Origin of the sequence: Erwinia sp. LJJL01 (genome assembly GCF_047300805.2) — a bacterium.
Taxonomy (GTDB): domain Bacteria; phylum Pseudomonadota; class Gammaproteobacteria; order Enterobacterales; family Enterobacteriaceae; genus Erwinia; species Erwinia aphidicola.
In genome coordinates this window covers 4102948-4124023 of sequence record NZ_CP178576.1, presented here as the reverse complement: position 1 = coordinate 4124023, position 21076 = coordinate 4102948, and the positions used below count along the sequence as shown (strand labels likewise).

The following is a 21076-nucleotide window of genomic DNA, read 5'->3' as shown; positions in this document are numbered from 1 at the left end:
CTCAGCTGAGCGGGATGCCTCGCCCGCGGTTCACAATAGTTGTTACACTGCATTATTATTTAAGCGCGGGTACAGGAGTAACACGATGAAACTTGCGGTGTATAGCACCAAGCAGTATGACCGGAAATACCTTGAACAGGTCAATGAAGACTACGGCTTTGAACTGGAGTTTTTTGACTTCCTTTTGAGTGAGAGCACGGCGAAAAATGCCGTCGGCTGTGATGCGGTCTGTATCTTCGTTAACGATGACGGCAGCCGCACGGTATTGGAAGAGCTGGCGGAGCTGGGCGTGAAGTTTATTGCGCTGCGCTGTGCCGGCTTTAACAACGTGGATCTTGATGCCGCTAAGGAGCTGGGTCTGCAGGTGGTGCGCGTGCCGGCTTACTCCCCGGAAGCGGTCGCCGAGCATGCGGTTGGTTTAATGATGACGCTGAATCGCCGCATCCACCGTGCTTATCAGCGCACCCGCGATGCCAACTTCTCCCTTGAAGGGCTGATCGGTTTTAATATGCATGGCCGCACGGCGGGGGTGGTCGGTACCGGTAAAATCGGCATTGCTACCCTGCGTATTTTGAAAGGCTTCGGCATGAAGCTGCTGGCGTTTGACCCCTATACTAATCCGCAGGCGCTGGAGCTGGGCGCAGAATATGTTGATATCGATACGCTGTTTGCGCAGTCTGACGTTATCACCCTGCACTGCCCGCTGACGGAGGAAAACTATCATCTGCTGAATGCGCAAGCCTTTGCACAGATGAAGGATGGCGTGATGGTGATCAACACCAGCCGCGGCGCATTAATTGATTCACAGGCGGCGATTGATGCGCTGAAGCAGCAGAAGATTGGCGCGCTGGGAATGGACGTGTATGAGAACGAGCGCGATCTGTTCTTTGAAGATAAATCAAACGACGTAATCCAGGATGATGTGTTCCGCCGGCTCTCCGCCTGCCACAACGTGCTGTTCACCGGCCATCAGGCGTTTCTGACTGATGAAGCCCTGACCAGCATTTCCCAGACCACGCTGCATAACCTGCGTCAGCTGGAAAAAGGCGCCGAGTGCGATAATGTGCTGACGGTGTAATTCGCGGCACGGGGCGACCGGAAAAAATGGTCTGCATTAAGGCCGGTGCAAACTCGCGGCACGGGGCGACCGGAAAAATGGTCGCCCCCTACATTTCGGTCAGCCCGTTAACGGGCGCAGGTGCCGCTCATTAAGGCACTTTCACCACAGCGGCGACCGTTCGCCAGCTGGCACATCCCCACTGAGCTACCATCTAACTGACGAGACAACGCCAGGGTACCACCGGCACTGGCGCAGTTGCTGGCTGCCAAATCGCCCATCACGACACGCGCTGGCGCATGGGCGGCCGTAGCCTGTTGAGGTGGCTCATTATCACTGTCGCTGCTGCAGGCGGACAGTAGTAACGCTGCCGTTACCAGCAAAAAACTCGCTGCTTTCATCGGGTAAACTCCGGGTGGATTTGCGCTGAGATGCGTTTGCCAGCATAAGCTACGATTCACACCAGGTCGATAGCTGTCATGCATTCTTACAAAATCAAAATAACAGAAATATCAATAGCCCCGGTTCTTAATTTATAACTACCCGTTCAGATAATGATATCTCTATGTAAAATCAAAAGGATAAGTGATGACCGCTGATATGTTACTGCGCATCGCCATGGCGGGGGTGCTGGGGGGCCTGATTGGGCTTGAGCGCCAGTTGCGTGCGAAAGAAGCAGGTCTGCGCACCCACGTTCTGGTCGGGATCGGCAGCGCGATGTTTATGATCGTCTCAAAATATGGTTTCGACGATATTCTCGCGCACAACCACATTGCGCTAGACCCCAGCCGCGTGGCGGCCCAGGTGGTGAGCGGCATGGGTTTTCTCGGTGCCGGGACCATTATTATTCAAAAGCAGATCGTAAAAGGGTTAACCACCGCCGCCGGGCTGTGGGTGACCGCGGCAATCGGGCTGGTTATCGGCAGCGGCCTGTATGAAATTGGCATTTATGGCACGGTACTGGCGCTGGTGGTGCTGGAGACCTTCAGCCGCATCAGCCGCCTGCTGATCGGTCGACACCACACCCTGACCTTCCATCTCAAGGCCAAGAGCGTACCGCAGGTGCTGGTGACGCTGCAGCAGCTGAATGTCCGCACGGGCAATGTCTCAGTGGTTAACCGTGATGCTGAGAACAGCCTGTGTGAAATGATGGTTGAGGTGACGTTGTCACGCAGAATACAACCGCATCAGCTATATGAAGATCTGCTACAAATCAAAGGGGTGCAGTCGGTCGAAATTCAGTGAGGCCTAAAAAGATCATGGCAAACAGCCGCAGGCACGTTAGTCTTACAGCACCAAACTACACGCCGCAGGGGTATTTCGCCGCTGACGACGTCATTTTGCCACTTATTAGGAGATACAGATGTCTGATAAATCCATTCTGATTGTTGCCACTTTCACGGCAAAAGCCGGTAAAGGCGATGAGCTGTTTGCGGTGTTAAACCGCTGCGTGGCGCCAAGCCGTCTTGAGGAAGGGAACCTGCATTACGATCTGTACCGCAGCGTAGAGAACAGCGACAGCTTCCTGTTCCATGAAACCTGGAAAAGCGCCGCCGCGATTGAACTGCACGAGAGCCAGCCACACTTCCAGGCTCTGCTGGCGGGGGTTGAATCGCTGCTGGCAGCACCACCGGTGATTACCAAGATTTAAATGGCAGGGCCGTTCTTGAAAAGAGCGGCTCAGCGGGCCGATCCTAACAAAAGATCGGCTCAGCGGGCCGATCGCAACAAAAGATCGGCCCCTACAGGAATAGGTTCGATTATTTCAGCAGGCGTGCGCGGCAAGATTTGCCTTTAATCTTCACGTCCTTCAACTGCCCCATCACCTGGCGCGCCTGGTCACGACGAATGGCCACATAGGCGTGAGTCGGGCCAACATCAATCTTGCCAACCTGATCGCCCTTCAGCCCGCCGTCACCGGTCAGCGCACCGAGGATATCGCCCGGGCGAATTTTTGCCTTGCGCCCACCGTCGAGGCACACGGTAACCATTTCCGCCGGCAGCGGCTTGGCGGCAACTGACTTCAGCTCCGCCACGCTGCGCCAGTTAAGCTTCTGCTGCAGGAAATCTTCCAGCGCGTGCGCACGCACCATCTCATCCGGCGCCACCAGACTGACGGCACAGCCCTCCTGCCCCGCGCGCGCGGTACGACCAATGCGGTGCACGTGGACTTCCGGGTCAAACGACAGCTGATAATTCACCACCATCGCCAGCGCTTTGATGTCCAGCCCGCGCGCAGCCACATCGGTCGCCACCAGCACGCGGCAGCTGCCGTTAGCAAAGCGAATCAAAACCTGGTCACGATCGCGCTGTTCCAGGTCGCCATGCAGCGCCTGCGCGCTGATCTGGGCAGACTCCAGCGCCTGGGCGATATCATCGCATTCGCGCTTGGTGTTGCAGAACACCACGCAGGAAGATGGCTGGCGGTCGCTAAGCAGGCCAATCAGCGCGCTCAGCTTTTCACGCGGCCCGGCTTCATAGAATGACTGTTCGATTTTCGGCAGGTCGGAGACATCGCCGGTTTCTACCGTCAGCGGGTCGCGCTGGATATTCTGGCTGATCTGCGCAATCACCTGCGGCCAGGTCGCGGAGAACAGCAGCGTCTGGCGCTGTGGCGGGCAGTAGCCAATAATGGTGTCGATATCGTCACGGAAACCCATCTCCAGCATGCGGTCGGCTTCATCCAGCACCAGCATATTCACGCCGTCCAGCTTCAGGGTTTCACGCTGCAGGTGATCCATAATGCGCCCCGGCGTTCCTACTACAATATGTGGAGCATGCAGCAGTGAATCACGCTGCGCGGCAAACGGCTGACCGCCGCACAGAGTGAGAATCTTAATATTCGCGGTAAAGCGGGCCAGACGACGCAGCTCTTTCGTTACCTGGTCTGCCAGCTCACGCGTCGGACACAGCACCAGCGCCTGGGTCACATACTGGCTGGCGTCCACCCGGTGCATCACACCCAGCCCAAATGCGGCGGTTTTGCCACTGCCTGTTTTCGCCTGTGCACGCACGTCGCGCCCGGCAAGGATGGCTGGCAGAGATTCCGCCTGAACCGGGGTCATGGCGAGGTAACCCAGCTCGTTGAGGTTCTCAATCTGGCTGGCGGGAAGTTGTGTCAGGGTAGTAAAAGCAGTCACGGGAAAGTTCTCTGATAAAACGGCAAAATAATTGGCGCAGAGTGTAACAGAAAGCAGAGCCTGGAGGGAGAAAAGCGCTGGCGGCAGTGCCGCACAGCGCGTGGAGTGCGTAGTCAGACTAAGATAAAACCAACGCGATCAGCAGCCAGAAGATCAGGCATCCCGCCACCATCGCAATCCAGGTATTTCTTCGATTCCATTTCATGCGTTTTGCTTCTCCCGAACTTTCGTTCTGATTCAGCTATTTGATCGCTAAATAACTGTATAAGACGGAAGTCTTCAGGCGGATTATAGACAAGGCTGGTATTAAATGTCGCGTTTTTAAGGTGCGAAAACGCAAATATTTTCAGATTAATCTCAGCATCTCGCAGGAGAAACTACGGCAGAAAGGGGGGATTAGCAAGGTTCACAGGGTGCAAACCTTGCAGGGTTAAGATGATTTAAGCGCGGCTTACTTCTTAGCCGGATCTTTGTAAGGATCCTTTTTATCGTCCTGGCTCCCGTCACGCGTGCGCGGTATTTCACCGTGTTCGCTGGGGTTATCCTTCGCCGGATGCGGCTTGCTCTCTTCTTTATGACTCTCTTTCGACATGACAACCTCCATCTGTGCAGTGCATTAAGCATAGTAGATGGAGGGTTAAATGTTTACAGATTCGCCACGTCGATATACAGCGATTTGTCGATGTTGGTGGAAGAGACGGTGGCTTCGGTAAACGAGTACTCAGCGCGGTCACCGCTGCGGTCAAGCGGCAGCTGTTCAAAGTCAAACAGTTCACGGTCCGCCAGCTGGCTTGGGCTGACGTTTTGCAGCGATTTAAATACGCTCTCCACGCGGCCCGGAGTCTTCTTATCCCACTCGGTCAGCATCGCCTTGATAGCCTGACGCTGTAAGTTCTCCTGCGAGCCGCAGAGATTACACGGGATAATCGGGAAATCTTTCTGCTCAGCGTAGGCGATCAGGTCTTTCTCGCGGCAGTAGGTCAGCGGACGGATCACGACGTTACGACCATCGTCAGAGCGCAGTTTAGGCGGCATAGCCTTCATGCGCGCGCCGTGGAACATGTTAAGGAACAGCGTCTCAACGATGTCATCCATATGGTGGCCCAGCGCGATTTTGGTGGCACCAATTTTCTCGGCGAAGGAGTAAAGCGTACCGCGACGCAGGCGGGAGCAGAGACCGCAGGTGGTTTTGCCTTCCGGTATCTTCTCTTTCACCACCGAGTAGGTGTCTTTGTCGACGATGTAATACGGGATATTCAGACTATCGAGATAGGCTGGCAGGATATGCTCAGGAAAACCGGGCTGCTTCTGGTCCAGGTTAACGGCGATCACCTCAAATTTGATCGGGGCCACTTTTTGCAGGCCAATCAAAATATCCAGCATGGCAAACGAATCTTTGCCGCCGCTCATGCAGGCCATCACCACGTCGTTCTCTTCGATCATGTTGTAATCAGTGATAGCGTTGCCAACATTTCTGCGGATACGCTTCTGGAGCTTATTAAACTCAAGGGTTTCTTTTCTTACATCGACTTGATTCATAACCACTTTATTTTGACCCTGATAGTCTGAGAACGACTTGCTTTAAGTAACAATTTTAAGGCGGGCATTATACGTAAGTTTTGCCAGGCAGGAAACATCCGTTGTCCGGCAGGCCGTCTCTCGCGACACGACCTGCGCTGCTTTAACGATGTGGCGGTGGGTCAATAATCGGATACGGGTCGGGATTGTCGGGCGGCGGATCGGGCAGCGGTTGCGGAACAGGGATGGGATCGGGAATGGGAACCGGGTCACCCAGCGGTTCCGAGCTGCGGATCGCTTTTGTGCTGTCAGTGAACATGCCTTCCTCCTCAGGTGTTGCATGAACCTTAAGCGTAGGACATCTCAGCCTGCTGGCAAACGGGCAAAAAAAAGCCGGCTATATGCCGGCGTCGTACGAATTAAATGTGCTATGCATTAATTCAAAAAAGGAAGTAAGACAATATGGAGCGCAACGCCCATCGCTTGACGTTGCATTCACCTGCGGGAGTGATATTGCTCCGATTGCGCACCACGTTTATTGACGTCGATCAGCTTTACTTCCCTTTTCTACGGCAATTTCTCGACTCAATGTGCTTTTTCACAACCATTTACGTTTTTTTAACCACCAGGCAACGCCCAGTACCAGCACCACCAGCAGCAGGCAGAATGCGCCAAATCCATAACGCCACCCCCCGCCCGGAATGCCGCCAAGGTTGACCCCGAACAGGCCGGTCAGGAAGGTCGTTGGCAGAAACACCATCGCCATCAGCGACATCGTATAGGTGCGGCGGTTCATCGCTTCCGCCATGACGGTGCTGATTTCGTCCGACAGCACGCCGGTACGCGCCACGCTGGCATCCAGATCATCCAGACCGCGGCCCAGCCGGTCGGAGATATCCTGCATGCGGCGGCGATCGTCGTCGCTCATCCACGTCAGCCGCTCGCTGGCGATGCGCGAAAAGACATCACGCTGCGGCGCCATGTAGCGGCGCATGATAATCAGCTGCTTGCGGATCAGGGAGAGCTCACCGCGCGGCGGAATTTGCTGGTCCACCACCGCATCCTCCAGCTCAATGATTTTGTCATGCAGATCTTCGATAAATTCGCTGGCGTGATCGGTCAGGGCATCACAAACGTCCACCAGCCAGCTGCCGCCATCGGTGGGACCGTTGCCATTTTTTAAGTCGGTCAGCACTTCATCGATGGCAAAAACTTTGCGGCGGCGGGTTGAGACAATCAGCCTGTCGTTGATAAATACGCGGATCACCACCAGCTGGTCCGGGCGTGAGTCCGTGTTCAGATTCACGCTGCGCAGCGTGATCATTGTGCCATCGCTGAGGCGATTGACGCGCGGGCGCATGCTGTCGCCGCCGAGCGCGTCGCGCACGCTGTCCGGGATCAGCGGGGTCGACATCAGCCAGTCGGCGCTATCACGGTGGGTATAGTTGAGGTGCAGCCAGCATGGGCGGTCACAGTCGAGCACCTCGCTGTCATTAATCGGGATCAGCCCGCCCTTACCATCTAACTGACATGAAATAATGGCATCCGATACCTGTAGTGCTTTACCTGCAATAACGTCCACGCTCACCCCGGTTTCAACATAATCAATGCGATACAGTCTAGCCTGTACTGGCACCTAAGCAAAATCTGACAATTAGCGACTGCGGTTAAAAATGGTGACAATTTCCAAACCTGCTCCGGGCGCTAAAAGGCGATCGGCCTCACGAAATTAAGTTATTCCCGCCCTCTCCCCTTGCTAACAGCCAGCCGCTGGGGAAATATCAGCGCAGCAAAACAGGATTGTTACTGAATCTCAGGCAAAACCTAAACCGCTTCTTTCGCCCCTACGGCGTTAACGAAGCGGTTTAGGTTTTTTTTTGGCCTGAATTCGGCAACGGCCCTCAGACAAGATGTCAAAACCAGGAGCACACCATGAAGTACCAGGTTTTATCAGAAGAAATTTTGCAGGGCGTCGGCGGCAAAGAGAATATCCGTTCGGTGATGCACTGCGCGACCCGCCTGCGCTTCAAGCTGAAAGACAGCCGCCGGGCAGACACCGCCGCGCTGAAGCAGAATGCCGGCGTGATTATGGTGGTGGAGAGCGGCGGGCAGTATCAGGTGGTGATTGGTAACCACGTCGGCGAGGTCTATCAGGCGTTAATCGCTGCCGCCGGACTGGGCGAGGAGAGCCGCAGTGATGATAGCAGCGCAGAGAAAAGCGCCCTGTTTGCCCGCTTCATTGATATCGTTTCCGGCATCTTTACCCCGTTCGTCGGCGTAATGGCAGCGTGCGGTATCCTTAAGGGGCTGCTCTCTCTGGCACTGGCGTTTGGCCTGACCCGCGAGGCGACCGGGACTTACAAAACCCTGTTCGCCGCCAGCGATGCCGTGTTCTATTTCCTGCCGATTCTGCTGGGGTATACCGCCGGTAAAAAGTTTGGCGGCAATGCCTTCACCACCATGATCATCGGCGCTGCCCTGGTCCATCCGCAGATGCTGGCCGCTTTCACCGCCGCACAAAGCGGCGCGGCGCCGCTGCACTTCTTCGGCATTCCGATGATCCTGATTAACTACAGTTCGTCGGTGATCCCGATTATCTTCGCCGCCTGGTTCTCCTGCCAGATTGAGCGCCTGGTGCACGATCGCCTGCCTGGGGCGGTGCGTAACTTCACCACCCCGCTTCTCTGCCTGGCGATTGTTGTGCCGGTGACCTTTATGCTGATTGGCCCGGCGGCAACCTGGCTGAGCAAGATGCTGGCAGCGGGGTATCTGCACGCTTACAGCTTCAGCCCGACGTTTGCCGGTGCGTTTATGGGGGCGTTCTGGCAGGTGTGCGTTATTTTCGGCCTGCACTGGGGCCTGGTGCCGATTATGCTCAATAACCTTGCGGTACAGGGTGCCGATACGCTGCTGCCGCTGCTGATGCCGGCCATACTCGGCCAAGCCGGAGCTACCCTTGGCGTACTGCTGCGCACGCGTGATGCCAGAATGAAAGGGATTGCCGCTTCCGCCTTCAGCGCCAGCCTGTTTGGTATTACCGAGCCGGCGGTGTATGGCGTCACACTGCCCAAGCGCCGGCCGTTTATCTTCGGCTGTGTCGGAGGCTCAATGGGCGCTGCCGTGCTCGGTTTCTACCACACCACCAGTTTCTCATTTGGCCTGCCCTCGATATTTACCTTCAGCCAGGTCGTTCCCAATAGCGGTTTTGATGCCAGCGTGGTGGCGGCCGTGGTCGGCGCGCTGATCGCCTTCAGCTTTGCCACCGTCGCCACCCTGCTGTTTGGTGTGCCTGAAGAAGCGCTAGCTGAACCTGCCAGCAAGGCGGTCCCGGTGGCGCCTGCCACTCCTGAGCTGCTGCACAAATCCCTGTTGGTCAGCCCGATAAGCGGCAGCGTAATCGCACTGGAAAAGGTGCCGGACGCCACCTTCGCCAGCGGCCTGCTGGGCAAGGGCATCGGCATCCAGCCCACCGTGGGGCGCGTACTTTCGCCGGTTAACGGCACCGTTGCTTCGCTGTTTCGCACTCACCATGCCATTGGGCTGGAAGCAGACGACGGGTCTGAAGTGCTGATCCACGTAGGTATCGACACGGTCAAACTCGCTGGTCTGCACTTTAGCGCGCACGTCAGTCAGGGCGATGCGGTGCGCGTCGGCGACCTGCTGCTGGAGTTTGATATTGCCGCAATTCGTGCGGCCGGATATGACCTGACCACGCCGGTGCTGATTAGCAATAGCGATGACTATATCGATGTGCTGGCCGCCAGCCAGCAAAGTGAAGTCGCAGCCGGCGAACCCCTGCTGACGCTGATTAAATAATCTTTCATAAGGAGATCAACATGACACAACGTTTCCCACAACATTTCCTCTGGGGCGGCGCAGTCGCTGCAAACCAGGTCGAAGGCGCATGGCAGACCGACGGCAAAGGCATCTCCACCTCAGATTTGCAGCCGCAGGGTATCTTTGGTCAGCGCGTGGAGCGCAAGGACGGTGATTTTGGCATTAAGGATCTCGCTATTGATTTCTATCACCGCTATCCGGAAGACATCAAGCTGTTCGCTGAGATGGGCTTTACCGTGCTGCGCACGTCCATCGCCTGGACGCGCATTTTTCCGCAGGGGGATGAAACCCAGCCAAACGAAGCGGGCCTGGCGTTTTACGATCGCCTGTTTGATGAGATGGCCAAATACAACATCACTCCGCTGGTGACGCTCTCCCACTATGAGATGCCGTTCGGGCTGATTCAAAAATATGGCGGCTGGGGCAGTCGTCAGACCATTGATTTCTTCGTCAACTATGCCAAAACCGTGTTTGCGCGCTATAAGCATAAGGTGAAACACTGGCTGACTTTTAACGAGATCAATATGTCGCTGCACGCGCCGTTTACCGGGGTGGGTCTGCCGGAAGAGAGCGGCAAACCGGCGGTGTATCAGGCCATCCACCATCAGCTGGTTGCCAGCGCCCGTGCGGTGAAAGCCTGCCACGACATGGTGCCTGACGGTAAAATCGGCAATATGCTGCTGGGGGCGATGCTCTACCCGCTGACCCCTGACCCGGCGGACGTGATGGAAACCCTGCAGCAGAATCGCGACTGGCTGTTCTTTGGCGACGTGCAGACGCGCGGTTACTACCCGGCTTATATGCAGCGTTTCTTTAAACAACAGGGCATCACGCTAGAGATTACCGAGCAGGACCGCCTGGACCTGCGCGCCGAGATCGACTTTATCTCCTTCAGCTATTACATGACCGGCTGCGTCACCACCGACGAAGAGCAAAACCAGAAGGAGCGCGCCAATATTCTCAATATGGTGCCGAACCCGCACCTGGCGAGTTCGGAATGGGGCTGGCAGATCGACCCGGAAGGTCTGCGCTATCTGATGAATGTGCTGTATGACCGCTATCAGAAACCGCTGTTTATCGTTGAAAACGGTCTCGGCGCGCGCGACACCGTGGAGGCCGACGGCTCGATCAATGATGACTACCGCATCGCTTATCTCAACGACCATCTGGTGCAGGTGCGTGAAGCGATTGAGGATGGCGTGGAGGTGCTGGGCTACACCTGCTGGGGACCGATTGACCTGGTGAGCGCCTCTAAAGCTGAGTTCTCCAAGCGCTACGGCTTTATTTACGTTGACCGCGACGACCAGGGTAACGGCACGCTGGCGCGCACCCGCAAGAAAAGCTTCTACTGGTATCAGAACGTGATTAAAACTCACGGCGAATCACTAAAGTGATGCTGTGCCGGGCACCTCTGCCCGGCCTTTTTACGCTTCGTCCGGCTCTTCCTTCAGCGACAGCGTCTCTTTCCTGACGCGCTCAATATGGATGGTCAAAAACATCCGCTCTTCGCTGCCCAGCGTGTACTGATAGTTTTTCATAATGTGCCGGTCAATCTTCTCAACGCACTTGTAGGCGGCGGGATAACGGTCGCGCACCACGTCGTGCAGTGATTCATCGTCGCTGTAGACACCGCGTTTACCCAGCATGCGCTGGGAAAAGAACTTCAGATGGGTGACAAACCGGTTGTAGCTCAGCGCCTCGGTCTGATAATCGAGCTGCAGCTGATATTTGACGATATGCAGGATCTCCTGCATAAATTTGGTGATATGCATCACCGCGGGCATCTCACTGCCCAGCTGGGCGTTGACCAGGTGCAGCGCGATAAAACCGGCTTCATCATCCGGCAGGCGAACCTGCAGGCGCTGTTCGATGATATCCAGCGCCGCCAGCCCCAGCGCGTACTCCTGCGGATAGAGGCTGCGGATCTCCCACTGCAGGACGTTGCGCATCGGCAAGTTTTGCTGATGGCGCAGCAGTGCAAAATTCACGTGATCGGTCAGCGCAATCGCCAGGCTCTCATGCAGCGGGGCCTTCAGCTGCTGGCGGGCCTGGGCGATAATGCACTCGCTGGCGATCACCACCTCCAGCGGAATTTCGGACAGCAGTTCGCTAAGCCGCCCGCTCAGCTGCTGGCTTTTCAGGGCAAAGGTCTTCTCGACTAGCGCGGGATCGAGATCGTCGCCGCTGCGTTTTTTAAACGCCAGCCCGCGCCCCATCACCACCTGTTCGTGGCCCTGTGCATCGTGGACGATCACCACATTATTATTCAGTACTTTCGCTATTTTCATTTCCCGGCCTGAAAACAAAAAAACCTGACGGCCGGAGCAGTTCCAGCGGTCAGGTTTTGCCTGCTTAAATGCAGTAACAATCCAGTGTTCACACGATAATCCATAATCCCGCCGCCTCAAGCGCGGCGCGGCGGAACTGTGATACAGCTCTCGTGATTTATTTCGGTTTATTTTCAGCTCGCCGCGTGGCACCTGGCCTGTGCCAGCTGCTGCAGCTGCTGCGCCCGCAGGGTAGCGGCTTTCTGCGCCCGGCTTTTGGCAATGCCGTTACCGATGCCGAAGTCGAGCGCCGCCCCCACCACCGTCAGGCCGTCAAACTCAGCGGTTTTATCGATTTTCTGCTGCACCTGCTGCTGCGCGGCGATCTGCTGCTGAATGCCGCTGCAGTCGAGCTGGTCGGCCTGCACCGCACTGACCGGCGGCGACGCGGGATAGCGTTTTACGGCACAGCCGCTGAGTAACAGAGCGAGGGATAGCAGGCAGATCAGTTTCATCGTGGATACCGGGTTGTTCGCGATAAGGCAATTATGCGGGTGATACCCGTAAACCAATGGGATAAGCAGCAGCGTGAACTGCTGCTTTTTCCGGCGGTCAGTGCTTCAGGATATACAGGGTGCGGCTATACGCCACGTCTTCGGGGTTAGTCATCGGGTAGCCCTGCACATAAGGCTTGATCAGGCGGCCGTTGGTGTACTGATAGATCGGGGCTATCGGCGCCTGGTCGGCGATCATCTGCTCGGCGCGGTTGTAATCATCGTTGCGGACGCTGTCATCCGTTTCCCGGCTGGCCTGCGCCATCAGCGCGTCGTACTCGCTGCTTTTGAAGCGGGCAATGTTGCCGCTGTGCGTGGACGTCAGCAGGCTGAGGAAGGTAGACGGCTCATTATAGTCCCCAACCCAGGAAGCGCGGATCACATCGAAATTGCCGCTGTTACGGCTGTCGATATAGGTTTTCCACTCCTGGTTCTGCAGCTTGACGTTGACGCCCAGGTTTTTCTTCCACATCGAGGCCACGGCAATGGCAATCTTCTGGTGCGTTTCGGAAGAGTTATACAGCAGGGTCAGGTTGAGGGGATGCGTCGGGCCATAGCCCGCCGCTGCCAGCAGCGCCTTAGCCTGGGCATTCAGCTCTTCCTGACTGTGCTGCTGAATAAAGCTGGCTTTCGGCTTGAACCCGGCCGTCACGTCCGGCGTGAAGTGCCAGGCGGGCTTCTCCCCGGTTCCCACCACTTTGCCGGCGATGATTTTACGATCGATGCTCCAGCTCAGCGCCTGACGCACGCGCACGTCGGCCGTCGGGCCTTTCTGGGTGTTGAAAGCATAGTAATAGGTGCCGAGCTGATCCGGGGTGTAAACCTCATGCGGGATCTGCTTTTTCAGCAGGCCGTACAGCTCTTTTGGGAAGGATTCGGTGATATCAATATCTCCGGCGCGGTAGCGTTTGGTAGCGCTGGACTCTTCGCTAATCGGCAGGAAGGTGACTTTAGTCAGCACCGTATGGGCGTTGTCCCAGTAGTGCGGGTTGCGAACCAGTTCCAGCTTCTCGTTAACCACGCGGTTTTGCAGCTGATAGGCCCCGTTGCCAACCAGATTTCCGGCTTTGGTCCACTGGTCACCGTACTGCGTGACCACTTTTTGCGGCACCGGGAACAGGCTAAAGTTGGCGGTCAGGCTGGCAAAATAGGGAACCGGCTTGTCGAGCGTCACTTTAAGATGGGTGGCATCCATCGCGCTGACGCCGAGCTTATCCGGGCTCATCTGCCCTTTAATAATCGCCCCGGCATTCTCGATACCCGCCAGTTCCGCGAACCAGGCAAAGGTGGAGCTGTTTTTTGGGTCAACCAGACGTTGCCAGCTGTAAACGAAGTCGGCGGCGGTGACAGTGTCACCGTTTGACCAGCGGGCATCTTTGCGCAGCGTGAAAATCCACGTCTTGTTATCGTTGGTCTGCCAGCCGGTGGCGACGCCGGGAATGATTTTCCCATTGGCATCCTGATTTGTCAGACCTTCAAACAGATCGCGGATCACCGGGATTTCCGGCAGCCCGACCGCTTTTACCGGGTCGAGAGAAGCCGGTTCATCTTTAATGTGGCGGACAATTTCCTGGCGCGTGGCCAGCTGGGTTCCCGCCGGAACATCGGCAGCATGCGTAACAGAACTGATAACCAGCGCTAAAGCAGCCAGCGCAAAGGGTGACGATTTCCTCATAACGGTATCCTTGCAAGCAACGTAACGTGATGTGCGGCCGGGTTATTTTCACGGCTGACTGTAACGCAGATTGTTACAGCGTAAATAGTATTTTATTCATTGTGTGAGCGATGAACGCTGGCGGGCAATGTGCTAGCTTAATCACTGGCTAAATAACTGGAGCACTGTAGATGTCGTTACTTCACCCGAGACCGCTGCGCGGTCGTCTTGATGCCGTGGCGCAACCTTATGGACAGTCGGTACTGGGTGCTCCGCTGCTGTGGTTCCCGGCGCCCATGGCGGATGAAGAGAGTGGCCTGATCCTCGCCGGTACGCACGGCGATGAGAACGCCGCCGTGGTCACCCTCTCATGCGCCATGCGCACGCTGCAGGACAGCCACCGCCGTCACCACGTGGTGCTGGCGGTAAATCCGGATGGCTGCCAGCTTGGCTTACGCGCCAATGCTAACGGGGTTGACCTGAATCGTAATTTTCCTGCCGCCAACTGGCAGCCCGGTGACACGGTTTACCGCTGGAATAGTGCGGCCGACGAGCGCGATGTCCAGCTGTCGACCGGGGATTTCGCCGCGTCTGAACCGGAAACCAAAGCGCTGTGCCAGCTGATCCATCAGATTGCCCCGGCGTGGATTGTCAGCTTCCACGAGCCGCTGGCCTGCATTGAAGACCCGGACAGCAGCCCGCTCGGGCACTGGCTGGCGAGCAAAACCGGCCTGCCGCTGGTTACCAGCGTGGGCTATGCCACCCCGGGTTCGTTTGGCAGCTGGTGCGCCGATCTGGATGTGCCCTGCATCACGGCAGAGTTCCCGCCGATTTCCGCCGATGCCGCCACCGAGCACTATCTCGGCGCCCTGGTGGATTTACTCAGCTGGCAGCCGTGACAGCTCAATGCGCCCGCAGCTGAAGGGCAATACTGGTTCGGCATCCACCGCCAGCCAGGTCGGGCCGTCGAGGTCGACAAAGCGCGCCTGAGGCACCAGCGGCAGCGCGGCGCGGATCGCACGTGAGGTGCACAGCATGCAGCCGAGCATAATGGCGAATCCCTGCGCCTGCGCGGCGGCGGCCAGCGCCAGTGCGGCGGTCAGGCCGCCGGTTTTATCCAGTTTGATATTCACCATCTCATAGCGCCCGCGCAGTGCGGGCAGGCTGTCGACGGTATGACAGCTCTCATCAGCGCAGATCGGCAGGGGATGAATAAAGTTTTCCAGCGCCGCATCATCGCCCGCAGGCAGCGGCTGCTCCAGCATCGCCACCCCGAGGTCGGCCAGCAGCTGGCAGCGCGCGGCCAGCCCTTCGCCGTGCCAGGATTCGTTAGCGTCGACAATCAGCGTCGCCTGCGGCACCGCGCTGCGGATCGCCACCAGGCGCTCGGTGATCAGATGATCGTCGAGTTTGATTTTTAGCAGCCTGGCGCCGTTCTCCCACAGCGCCAGCGCGCTGCTGGCCATCATTTCCGGCCCGTCGATGCTGACGGTCTGCGCCATGTCAATCACCGCGGGCTGCGCGCTGGCGGTCAACTGCCAGAGGCTGCGCTGCGTGCGCTGCACTTCCAGGTTCCACAGCGCGCTGTCGAGGGCATTGCGTGCCGCCCCGGCGGGCAGGCTGTGCTGCAGCTGGGCGCGATCCATCCCCTGTTGCAGCGCGGGCAGCAGCTGAGTAATTTGCGCCAGTACGGAGGCTTCACTTTCACCATAGCGGGGATAAGGGGTGCATTCACCGACGCCTTTTATGCCATCCTCTTCCAGCTCCACGACCACCACGCCCGCCTCACTGCGCGCGCCGCGGGCAATAACAAACGGGCTATGCAACGGCCAGCTTTCCGGATAGACCTTGACTGCTCTCATACTCAGCTCCCTGATTTCATTCTAATTGGACAGCATGAAGGATTTTAAACTGTCGCACACCTCAAGCATGGCATACACTGGACCAGGTTAAACACCATTAACATTAAAAGGATAGATTATGTCTCAGACCGTACACTTTCAGGGCAATCCGGTTTCCGTTGACGGCCAGCTGCCAACGCCGGGCCAGAGCGCAAAACCGTTTACCCTGGTGGCCAAAGACCTTTCCGAAGTTTCTCTGTCAAACTACGCGGGTAAGCGCAAAGTTCTGAATATCTTCCCGAGCATTGATACCGGCGTATGCGCCGCTTCGGTGCGTAAATTCAACCAGCTGGCGGGTGAAGTCGACAATGCCGTGGTGTTATGCATTTCAGCCGATCTGCCGTTCGCCCAGTCGCGCTTCTGCGGCTCCGATGGCCTGAGCAACGTGGTGACCCTCTCCACGCTGCGCGGCAACGAATTCCTGCAGGATTATGGCGTGGCGATTGCCGATAGCCCGCTGAAAGGCCTGGCGGCGCGCGCCGTTGTGGTGCTGGATGAAAAAGATAACGTTATTTACAGCCAGCTGGTGAACGAAATCACCACCGAGCCGGATTACGATGCCGCCCTGGCATCGCTCAATTAAAAATGTAGGGGCCGATCTTCTTTTTCGATCGGCCCGTTTATTCGACAATAACCCGCTATTCCGCTTCGCTCTTCTTCTGGCTCAGGCCATATTCCCGCAGCTTATTGGCAATCGCCGTATGTGAAACCCCGAGGCGTTTCGCCAGCTTGCGCGTGCTCGGATAGGAGAGATATAAGCGCGTCAGCACTGAACGTTCAAAGCGGCTGGTGATCTCATCCAGCGATCCTTCAATCGCATCATCCCCCAGCGGCAGCTCCATCGCGTATTCCGGCAGCACGATATCCTGCGGGCGCAGTTCGTAACCTTCCAGCTGAGTTAATGCGCGATAGAGCGCGTTCTTCAGCTGACGCACATTGCCAGGCCAGGTGTAGCGGGTCAGGAAGGCATTGAGCTGGGCAGAGAGTTTCGGTCTTGCCACCCCCTGCTCGTCGGCAAAGCGCGCCACAAACATTTCGGTCAGCGGCAGGATATCCTGCGGGCGCTCGCGCAGCGGCGGCAGATTAAGGGTTAACACGTTGAGGCGATAGAACAGATCCTCGCGGAATTCGCCGCGCTGCACCATTTCCATCAGGTTTTTTTGCGTCGCGCAGATCACCCGCACATCCACATGCACTTCATGCTCTTCCCCAACGCGGCGGAAGGTGCCGTCATTGAGGAAGCGCAGCAGCTTGGTTTGCATGCGCGGCGACATTTCACCAATCTCATCCAGCAGCACCGAGCCGCCGCTGGCCTGCTCGAAGAAGCCCTTTTTACCTTGCAGCGCGTTCGGGTAAGCCCCGGCAGCGTGACCAAACAGTTCACTTTCCGCCACGTCGTCCGGCAGCGAAGCGCAGTTCAGCGCGAGGAACGGCTTTTTGCCGCGCGCGCTGCGCAGGTGGCAGGCGCGCGCCAGCATATCCTTTCCGGTGCCGGTATCGCCGACGATCAGCAGCGGCGCATCGAGCATCGCCAGCTTGCGCGCCTGGTCGATAACCTGACGCATTTTGCTGCTGACGGCGACAATATGCTGAAACTCGCTGTCGTCGTTAACCGCCAGGTTCTGCAGCTGCTGGCCCATGCGCGCGGTGGACTTCAGCATCACCACGCCGCCAACCGGACTCGGGGAGCACGCCTCTTCATCCTGAGCATGGATCGGGGTGATCTCCATCAGGAAGTCGCGCCCCTGCAGCACCACGTGATGCGCCTGCGCCTCGATGCGCTCGCTCTCCAGCCAGCGCTGGAAGTTGAAGCCGCTAATCAGCGAACCGGCGCTGTAGTTACGCATCTTCTCTTCATTCAGTGCGAACAGCGTCTGCGCCGCCGGGTTCGCCAGCTCAACTTTACCTTTCAGATCGATGGAAAAGACCGGCTCCGGCAGCGCCACCAGCAGTGCACTCAGAGCGCGATGTTCACGTTCGGATGGCAGGTAAGAGACGGTACGCACGTCGGTCACGCCGGGTATGCGGCGAATTTCTGCCATCAGCTGGCTGAACTGATCGAAGCTGACGCTGGAAAAATTCAGATAGATGCGGCCAATGGCGGCGATTTCGATGCCGCGCAGGTCGATGCTGCGCTCGACCAGCAGATCCAGCAGTTCGCGGGTCAGACCGATTCGGTCCTGGCAAAAGACTTCAAGACGCATGCGTATTAACCTTTAGTGTGATCATAACAATTCGCGCGTTATCAAGCTTATCGGGCCAGGCATGCCTGGCCCCTACGCCATCATTAGTAGGGGCGAGGCATGCCTCGCCCGATGCAGCCGATAAATGATTGCGAAATAATACGCTATCCTTTGCAGGTCCAGAAGTAATCTGTCAGGAAAAGTTGACAGTCGCTGTAATCCTGAGCTTATTTGTCACTTTTCCCGCTATTCTGCATGCTCTCTTTCAGCTGGCCGATCAAATCGCGGCGGAAGTCACCCAGCCGCGGTTTCTCCCCCTCCAGCCACGGCAGCGGGCGGCACAGCTCCATCGCTTTGATGCCGAGGCGCGCCGTCAGTAACCCGGCGCCAATTCCCTGCGCCGCCCGGGCTGAAAGACGCGCGGCAATGTCCTGCGACATCCAGTCCATGCCGACTTCGCGCACCAGTTCAGATGCCCCGGCGAAGGCGATATTCAGCAGCACCAGACGGAACAGGCGGATACGGCTGAAATAGCCGAGATCGATGCCGTAAAGCGCGGCAATGCGATTCACCAGCCGCAGATTGCGCCAGGCGATAAACGCCATATCCACTAGCGCCAGCGGGCTGACGGCAATCATCAGCGTCGACTCGGCGGCATAGCGGCTGATTTCACGCCGCGCCTGGCGGTCGAGCACCGGCTGCACCAGCTGCGCATATAGCGCGACGATTTCGCGATCGTTATGGGTTTCATGCAGCGAAGCCTGCCAGCGCTGCAGCGCCGGATGCCCGGCATCCAGTCCGGCCTGGCTGGCCAGCTTCTCACAGAATGCGCGCCCTTTACCGATGCCGTGGCTGGCCAGCAGCTCGCGTGCCTCATCGCGCTCTTCCGCACGTTCACGCAGGCGATAGAGCCGCCGCCATTCGCTTATCAGCGATCCGGCCCCGGCCGCCACGATCAGCGCGCCCGCCGCACCGCCGCCCAGCGCAATCCAGTCCTGAGTCACCCAGGCCTGATGCATCCACTGTCCGCCCTGCGCCACCACGCTGACGCCAAACAGCCCCAGCCCGGTCATCACCATTTTGCGCCACAGGCTGCGCTTCGGCCGCAGTGCGGCTTCGACGGCCTGCTCGCCTGCCCCCTCTTCTTCGGCTTCGCGCTCAGGATCGACGACAACGAAATTATCCTGCTGCGCGGCAAATTCCCGGGGCGGGCGCAGCGGCGCGGCGGCCTCCTCTTTTAACGGCGCGGCAAAATCAATGCGCGGTTTAATCGGTGTGTTCATCGCAGTTTATCTCCCAGTAAAAATTCCAGCGCCGCATCCATGCGGATGTGCGGCAGTGGACGATCAACATCCAGATCCTGCGGACGGAACTGTTCAAAGTGGAACCCCTGCTGCTGCCAGAATGCGTTGCCAGGCAGGCGCGGCGGCACTTCACCCGGATAGACCGTCAGCGGCTCATTGTCCGCCAGCCGATGACCGCGCAGTGCCGGGATGCTCTCGCCCTGATGATCGACGCGCCCACTCTGGGTGGCCTGCACCGATGCCAGCCCCACGCAGTCCATGGTGATGCCTTCAAAGGCAGCATTCTGCCAGGCATCCTGTACCAGCTGTTGCAGCAGCGAGACCAGATTGGCGTGCTGGTCGGCGGTGACGTGATCGGATTTGGTGGCGGCGAACAGCAGCTTGTCGATCACCGGGGAAAACATGCGGCGAAACAGCGTGCGCTGCCCGTAGGAGAAGCTCTGCATCAGCTGGGTCAGCGCCAGGCGCATGTCGTTAAACGCCTGCGGCCCGCTGTTGAGCGGTTGCAGGCAGTCCACCAGCACGATCTGGCGATCGAAGCGCAGAAAGTGATTCTTATAGAAGTCCTTCACCACGTGCTGACAGTAGTACTGGTAGCGCGCGCGCAGCATGCCGATATTGGTGGAGGCATCGGCCTGCATCAGGCGCGTATCACCGCCCTCGTCCACCGCCGGCCATGGGAAAAATTGCAGTGCCGGGGCGCCCGCCATCTCACCCGGCAGCACAAAGCGCCCCGGTTGGATAAAGTGCAGCCCCTCCTGCTTGCAGCGCTGCAGATATTCGGTCCAGGCCGCGGCGATCTCTGCCAGACGGTTTTCATCGGCGGGCGCTAACGGGTCGAGATCGACGCACAGCTGCTGCCAGCGCTGGGACCAGGCTGCGCGGTCGCCCTGCAGCAGGCCCGTCATCTGACGCGACCAGCTCAGGTAATCCTGCGCCAGCATCGGCAGGTCGAGCAACCATTCACCGGGATAGTCGACAATCTCCAGGTACAGGGTTGAAGCGTCTTTAAAATGGCGCAGCAGGGAATCGCGCGAGCGATAGCGCAGCGCAAGACGCATTTCACTGACTCCGCGCGTCGGCGTGGGCCAGTTTGGCGGCGTACCATACAGCTGCGCCAGCCCCTCATCGTAGGTGAAGCGCGGCATGCCGAGATCGCGCTGCGGCACGCGCTTCACGCCCAGCAGACGCTGTTCGCGCACGGCGGAAAACATCGGCAGGCGCGCACCGGCGTTAACGTTGAGAAGTTGATTAACCAGAGAGGTGATAAAAGCGGTTTTTCCGCTGCGGCTCAGGCCGGTAACCGCAAGGCGCAGATGGCGATCCACGCCGCGATTGACCAGAGAAAGTAATTCATTTTGCAGTCTTTTCATCTGTGGGGTTGCCATCCTTATTGCGAGTTATTCCATTATCGTAACATCAGGCCAGCACCGCACAATCCTTTAACGGGTCGGTTTGACCCAGCGAGCGGTCGCGCGCTTCATCACGCGCCGCACCAGCGGCTCCAGCGCCCAGGCCAGCAGGATTTTCAGCGGCCTGCGGGCCACGGATTTGACCGCCCAGCCGCTCAGGCCTGCCGGGCCATAGGTGACCGCATTAATCAGAATAAACTTACCGGCCTTTTTCAGGGCCGGGGCATGTCGTTGCCATTGGCGCATCGT

General features: G+C 57.8%; 21 protein-coding genes. 7 read left to right on the top strand and 14 right to left on the bottom strand.

The genetic code is table 11. The features are described from left to right. Positions 1–85 precede the first annotated feature (85 nt). On the top strand, positions 86–1078 hold the full coding sequence (locus ACLI4M_RS20340) for a 2-hydroxyacid dehydrogenase (RefSeq protein ID WP_133623713.1): 993 nt from the start codon (positions 86–88) through the stop codon (positions 1076–1078). A 107-nt stretch (positions 1079–1185) separates the two neighbouring features. On the opposite strand, the gene ACLI4M_RS20335 is transcribed toward ACLI4M_RS20340, so the two are convergent. Continuing rightward, a complete protein-coding gene (locus tag ACLI4M_RS20335) occupies positions 1186–1458 on the bottom strand; it encodes a putative hemolysin (RefSeq protein ID WP_048916002.1) in 273 nt (90 codons plus the stop codon). Positions 1459–1645: 187 nt separating this feature from the next. Here ACLI4M_RS20335 and ACLI4M_RS20330 point away from each other — a divergent pair, with 187 nt between their 5' ends. Then, positions 1646–2302 (top strand): MgtC/SapB family protein, encoded by a 657-nt coding sequence (locus ACLI4M_RS20330; protein WP_062818256.1) that lies wholly within the window; start codon positions 1646–1648, stop codon positions 2300–2302. A gap of 118 nt (positions 2303–2420) precedes the next feature. Continuing rightward, positions 2421–2708: a putative quinol monooxygenase gene (locus ACLI4M_RS20325; RefSeq protein WP_048915998.1), complete on the top strand. Its 288-nt coding sequence runs from the start codon at positions 2421–2423 to the stop codon at positions 2706–2708. A 109-nt stretch (positions 2709–2817) separates the two neighbouring features. On the opposite strand, the gene dbpA is transcribed toward ACLI4M_RS20325, so the two are convergent. The 5 genes from dbpA to zntB form a co-directional block, all read right to left on the bottom strand. Further along, the gene (gene dbpA, locus ACLI4M_RS20320; RefSeq protein WP_133623714.1) at positions 2818–4197 is read right to left on the bottom strand and encodes an ATP-dependent RNA helicase DbpA; all 1380 of its coding nucleotides are present in this window, start codon (positions 4195–4197) and stop codon (positions 2818–2820) included. Positions 4198–4648: 451 nt separating this feature from the next. Further along, on the bottom strand, positions 4649–4789 hold the full coding sequence (locus ACLI4M_RS20315) for a hypothetical protein (protein ID WP_166643181.1): 141 nt from the start codon (positions 4787–4789) through the stop codon (positions 4649–4651). 53 nt (positions 4790–4842) lie between these two features. Further along, the gene (gene ttcA, locus ACLI4M_RS20310) at positions 4843–5736 is read right to left on the bottom strand and encodes a tRNA 2-thiocytidine(32) synthetase TtcA (protein ID WP_133623715.1); all 894 of its coding nucleotides are present in this window, start codon (positions 5734–5736) and stop codon (positions 4843–4845) included. A 142-nt stretch (positions 5737–5878) separates the two neighbouring features. Then, positions 5879–6034: a hypothetical protein gene (locus tag ACLI4M_RS20305; protein WP_166643182.1), complete on the bottom strand. Its 156-nt coding sequence runs from the start codon at positions 6032–6034 to the stop codon at positions 5879–5881. 279 nt (positions 6035–6313) lie between these two features. Next, a complete protein-coding gene (gene zntB / locus ACLI4M_RS20300) occupies positions 6314–7297 on the bottom strand; it encodes a zinc transporter ZntB (RefSeq protein WP_133623717.1) in 984 nt (327 codons plus the stop codon). A 350-nt stretch (positions 7298–7647) separates the two neighbouring features. Here zntB and bglF point away from each other — a divergent pair, with 350 nt between their 5' ends. Beyond that, positions 7648–9531 carry a PTS beta-glucoside transporter subunit IIABC gene (gene bglF, locus ACLI4M_RS20295; protein WP_133623718.1) on the top strand — a complete coding sequence of 628 codons (1884 nt, stop codon included), beginning with the start codon at positions 7648–7650 and terminating at the stop codon, positions 9529–9531. 20 nt (positions 9532–9551) lie between these two features. Beyond that, positions 9552–10946 (top strand): glycoside hydrolase family 1 protein, encoded by a 1395-nt coding sequence (locus ACLI4M_RS20290; RefSeq protein WP_133623719.1) that lies wholly within the window; start codon positions 9552–9554, stop codon positions 10944–10946. 30 nt (positions 10947–10976) lie between these two features. Here the strand turns inward: ACLI4M_RS20290 and licT are convergent, their stop codons facing one another. From licT to ACLI4M_RS20275, 3 genes are all read right to left on the bottom strand, one after another. Further along, positions 10977–11840, bottom strand: coding sequence for a BglG family transcription antiterminator LicT (gene licT / locus ACLI4M_RS20285; protein ID WP_133623720.1), 864 nt, complete (start codon positions 11838–11840; stop codon positions 10977–10979). A 173-nt stretch (positions 11841–12013) separates the two neighbouring features. Beyond that, entirely contained in the window at positions 12014–12334 is a 321-nt protein-coding gene (locus tag ACLI4M_RS20280) for a hypothetical protein (RefSeq protein ID WP_133623721.1), read from the bottom strand. A gap of 97 nt (positions 12335–12431) precedes the next feature. Further along, entirely contained in the window at positions 12432–14048 is a 1617-nt protein-coding gene (locus ACLI4M_RS20275) for an ABC transporter substrate-binding protein (protein WP_133623722.1), read from the bottom strand. A gap of 170 nt (positions 14049–14218) precedes the next feature. Between ACLI4M_RS20275 and mpaA the strand changes: the two genes are divergently transcribed. Beyond that, a complete protein-coding gene (mpaA, locus tag ACLI4M_RS20270) occupies positions 14219–14926 on the top strand; it encodes a murein tripeptide amidase MpaA (RefSeq protein WP_133623723.1) in 708 nt (235 codons plus the stop codon). On the opposite strand, the gene ycjG is transcribed toward mpaA, so the two are convergent. After that, the gene (ycjG, locus tag ACLI4M_RS20265; RefSeq protein WP_133623724.1) at positions 14906–15889 is read right to left on the bottom strand and encodes an L-Ala-D/L-Glu epimerase; all 984 of its coding nucleotides are present in this window, start codon (positions 15887–15889) and stop codon (positions 14906–14908) included. The genes mpaA and ycjG overlap by 21 nt on opposite strands. A gap of 118 nt (positions 15890–16007) precedes the next feature. Between ycjG and tpx the strand changes: the two genes are divergently transcribed. Then, the gene (gene tpx / locus ACLI4M_RS20260) at positions 16008–16511 is read left to right on the top strand and encodes a thiol peroxidase (protein ID WP_133623725.1); all 504 of its coding nucleotides are present in this window, start codon (positions 16008–16010) and stop codon (positions 16509–16511) included. Positions 16512–16566: 55 nt separating this feature from the next. Here the strand turns inward: tpx and tyrR are convergent, their stop codons facing one another. The 4 genes from tyrR to pspD all read right to left on the bottom strand — a co-directional run bounded on the left by tyrR (position 16567) and on the right by pspD (position 21073). Beyond that, positions 16567–18132 (bottom strand): transcriptional regulator TyrR, encoded by a 1566-nt coding sequence (gene tyrR / locus ACLI4M_RS20255; protein WP_133623726.1) that lies wholly within the window; start codon positions 18130–18132, stop codon positions 16567–16569. A gap of 206 nt (positions 18133–18338) precedes the next feature. After that, a complete protein-coding gene (locus ACLI4M_RS20250; RefSeq protein WP_133623727.1) occupies positions 18339–19394 on the bottom strand; it encodes a YcjF family protein in 1056 nt (351 codons plus the stop codon). Next, the gene (locus tag ACLI4M_RS20245; protein ID WP_133623728.1) at positions 19391–20788 is read right to left on the bottom strand and encodes a YcjX family protein; all 1398 of its coding nucleotides are present in this window, start codon (positions 20786–20788) and stop codon (positions 19391–19393) included. The genes ACLI4M_RS20250 and ACLI4M_RS20245 overlap by 4 nt, the downstream gene beginning before the upstream one ends. Before the next feature lie 69 nt (positions 20789–20857). After that, positions 20858–21073 (bottom strand): phage shock protein PspD, encoded by a 216-nt coding sequence (pspD, locus tag ACLI4M_RS20240; RefSeq protein ID WP_048915984.1) that lies wholly within the window; start codon positions 21071–21073, stop codon positions 20858–20860. Positions 21074–21076: the final 3 nt, after the last annotated feature.

Coding starts and splice junctions, on each gene's coding strand:
- ACLI4M_RS20325 (WP_048915998.1), top strand. CDS start 2,421: ATGTCTGATAAATCCATTCTGATTGTTGCCACTTTCACGGCAAAAGCC.
- ACLI4M_RS20335 (WP_048916002.1), bottom strand. CDS start 1,458: ATGAAAGCAGCGAGTTTTTTGCTGGTAACGGCAGCGTTACTACTGTCC.
- ACLI4M_RS20275 (WP_133623722.1), bottom strand. CDS start 14,048: ATGAGGAAATCGTCACCCTTTGCGCTGGCTGCTTTAGCGCTGGTTATC.
- ACLI4M_RS20315 (WP_166643181.1), bottom strand. CDS start 4,789: ATGTCGAAAGAGAGTCATAAAGAAGAGAGCAAGCCGCATCCGGCGAAG.
- bglF (WP_133623718.1), top strand. CDS start 7,648: ATGAAGTACCAGGTTTTATCAGAAGAAATTTTGCAGGGCGTCGGCGGC.
- ACLI4M_RS20305 (WP_166643182.1), bottom strand. CDS start 6,034: ATGTTCACTGACAGCACAAAAGCGATCCGCAGCTCGGAACCGCTGGGT.
- ACLI4M_RS20290 (WP_133623719.1), top strand. CDS start 9,552: ATGACACAACGTTTCCCACAACATTTCCTCTGGGGCGGCGCAGTCGCT.
- tyrR (WP_133623726.1), bottom strand. CDS start 18,132: ATGCGTCTTGAAGTCTTTTGCCAGGACCGAATCGGTCTGACCCGCGAA.
- mpaA (WP_133623723.1), top strand. CDS start 14,219: ATGTCGTTACTTCACCCGAGACCGCTGCGCGGTCGTCTTGATGCCGTG.
- ACLI4M_RS20250 (WP_133623727.1), bottom strand. CDS start 19,394: ATGAACACACCGATTAAACCGCGCATTGATTTTGCCGCGCCGTTAAAA.
- ACLI4M_RS20245 (WP_133623728.1), bottom strand. CDS start 20,788: ATGAAAAGACTGCAAAATGAATTACTTTCTCTGGTCAATCGCGGCGTG.
- ACLI4M_RS20330 (WP_062818256.1), top strand. CDS start 1,646: ATGACCGCTGATATGTTACTGCGCATCGCCATGGCGGGGGTGCTGGGG.
- ACLI4M_RS20340 (WP_133623713.1), top strand. CDS start 86: ATGAAACTTGCGGTGTATAGCACCAAGCAGTATGACCGGAAATACCTT.
- tpx (WP_133623725.1), top strand. CDS start 16,008: ATGTCTCAGACCGTACACTTTCAGGGCAATCCGGTTTCCGTTGACGGC.
- licT (WP_133623720.1), bottom strand. CDS start 11,840: ATGAAAATAGCGAAAGTACTGAATAATAATGTGGTGATCGTCCACGAT.
- pspD (WP_048915984.1), bottom strand. CDS start 21,073: ATGCGCCAATGGCAACGACATGCCCCGGCCCTGAAAAAGGCCGGTAAG.
- ttcA (WP_133623715.1), bottom strand. CDS start 5,736: ATGAATCAAGTCGATGTAAGAAAAGAAACCCTTGAGTTTAATAAGCTC.
- ycjG (WP_133623724.1), bottom strand. CDS start 15,889: ATGAGAGCAGTCAAGGTCTATCCGGAAAGCTGGCCGTTGCATAGCCCG.
- ACLI4M_RS20280 (WP_133623721.1), bottom strand. CDS start 12,334: ATGAAACTGATCTGCCTGCTATCCCTCGCTCTGTTACTCAGCGGCTGT.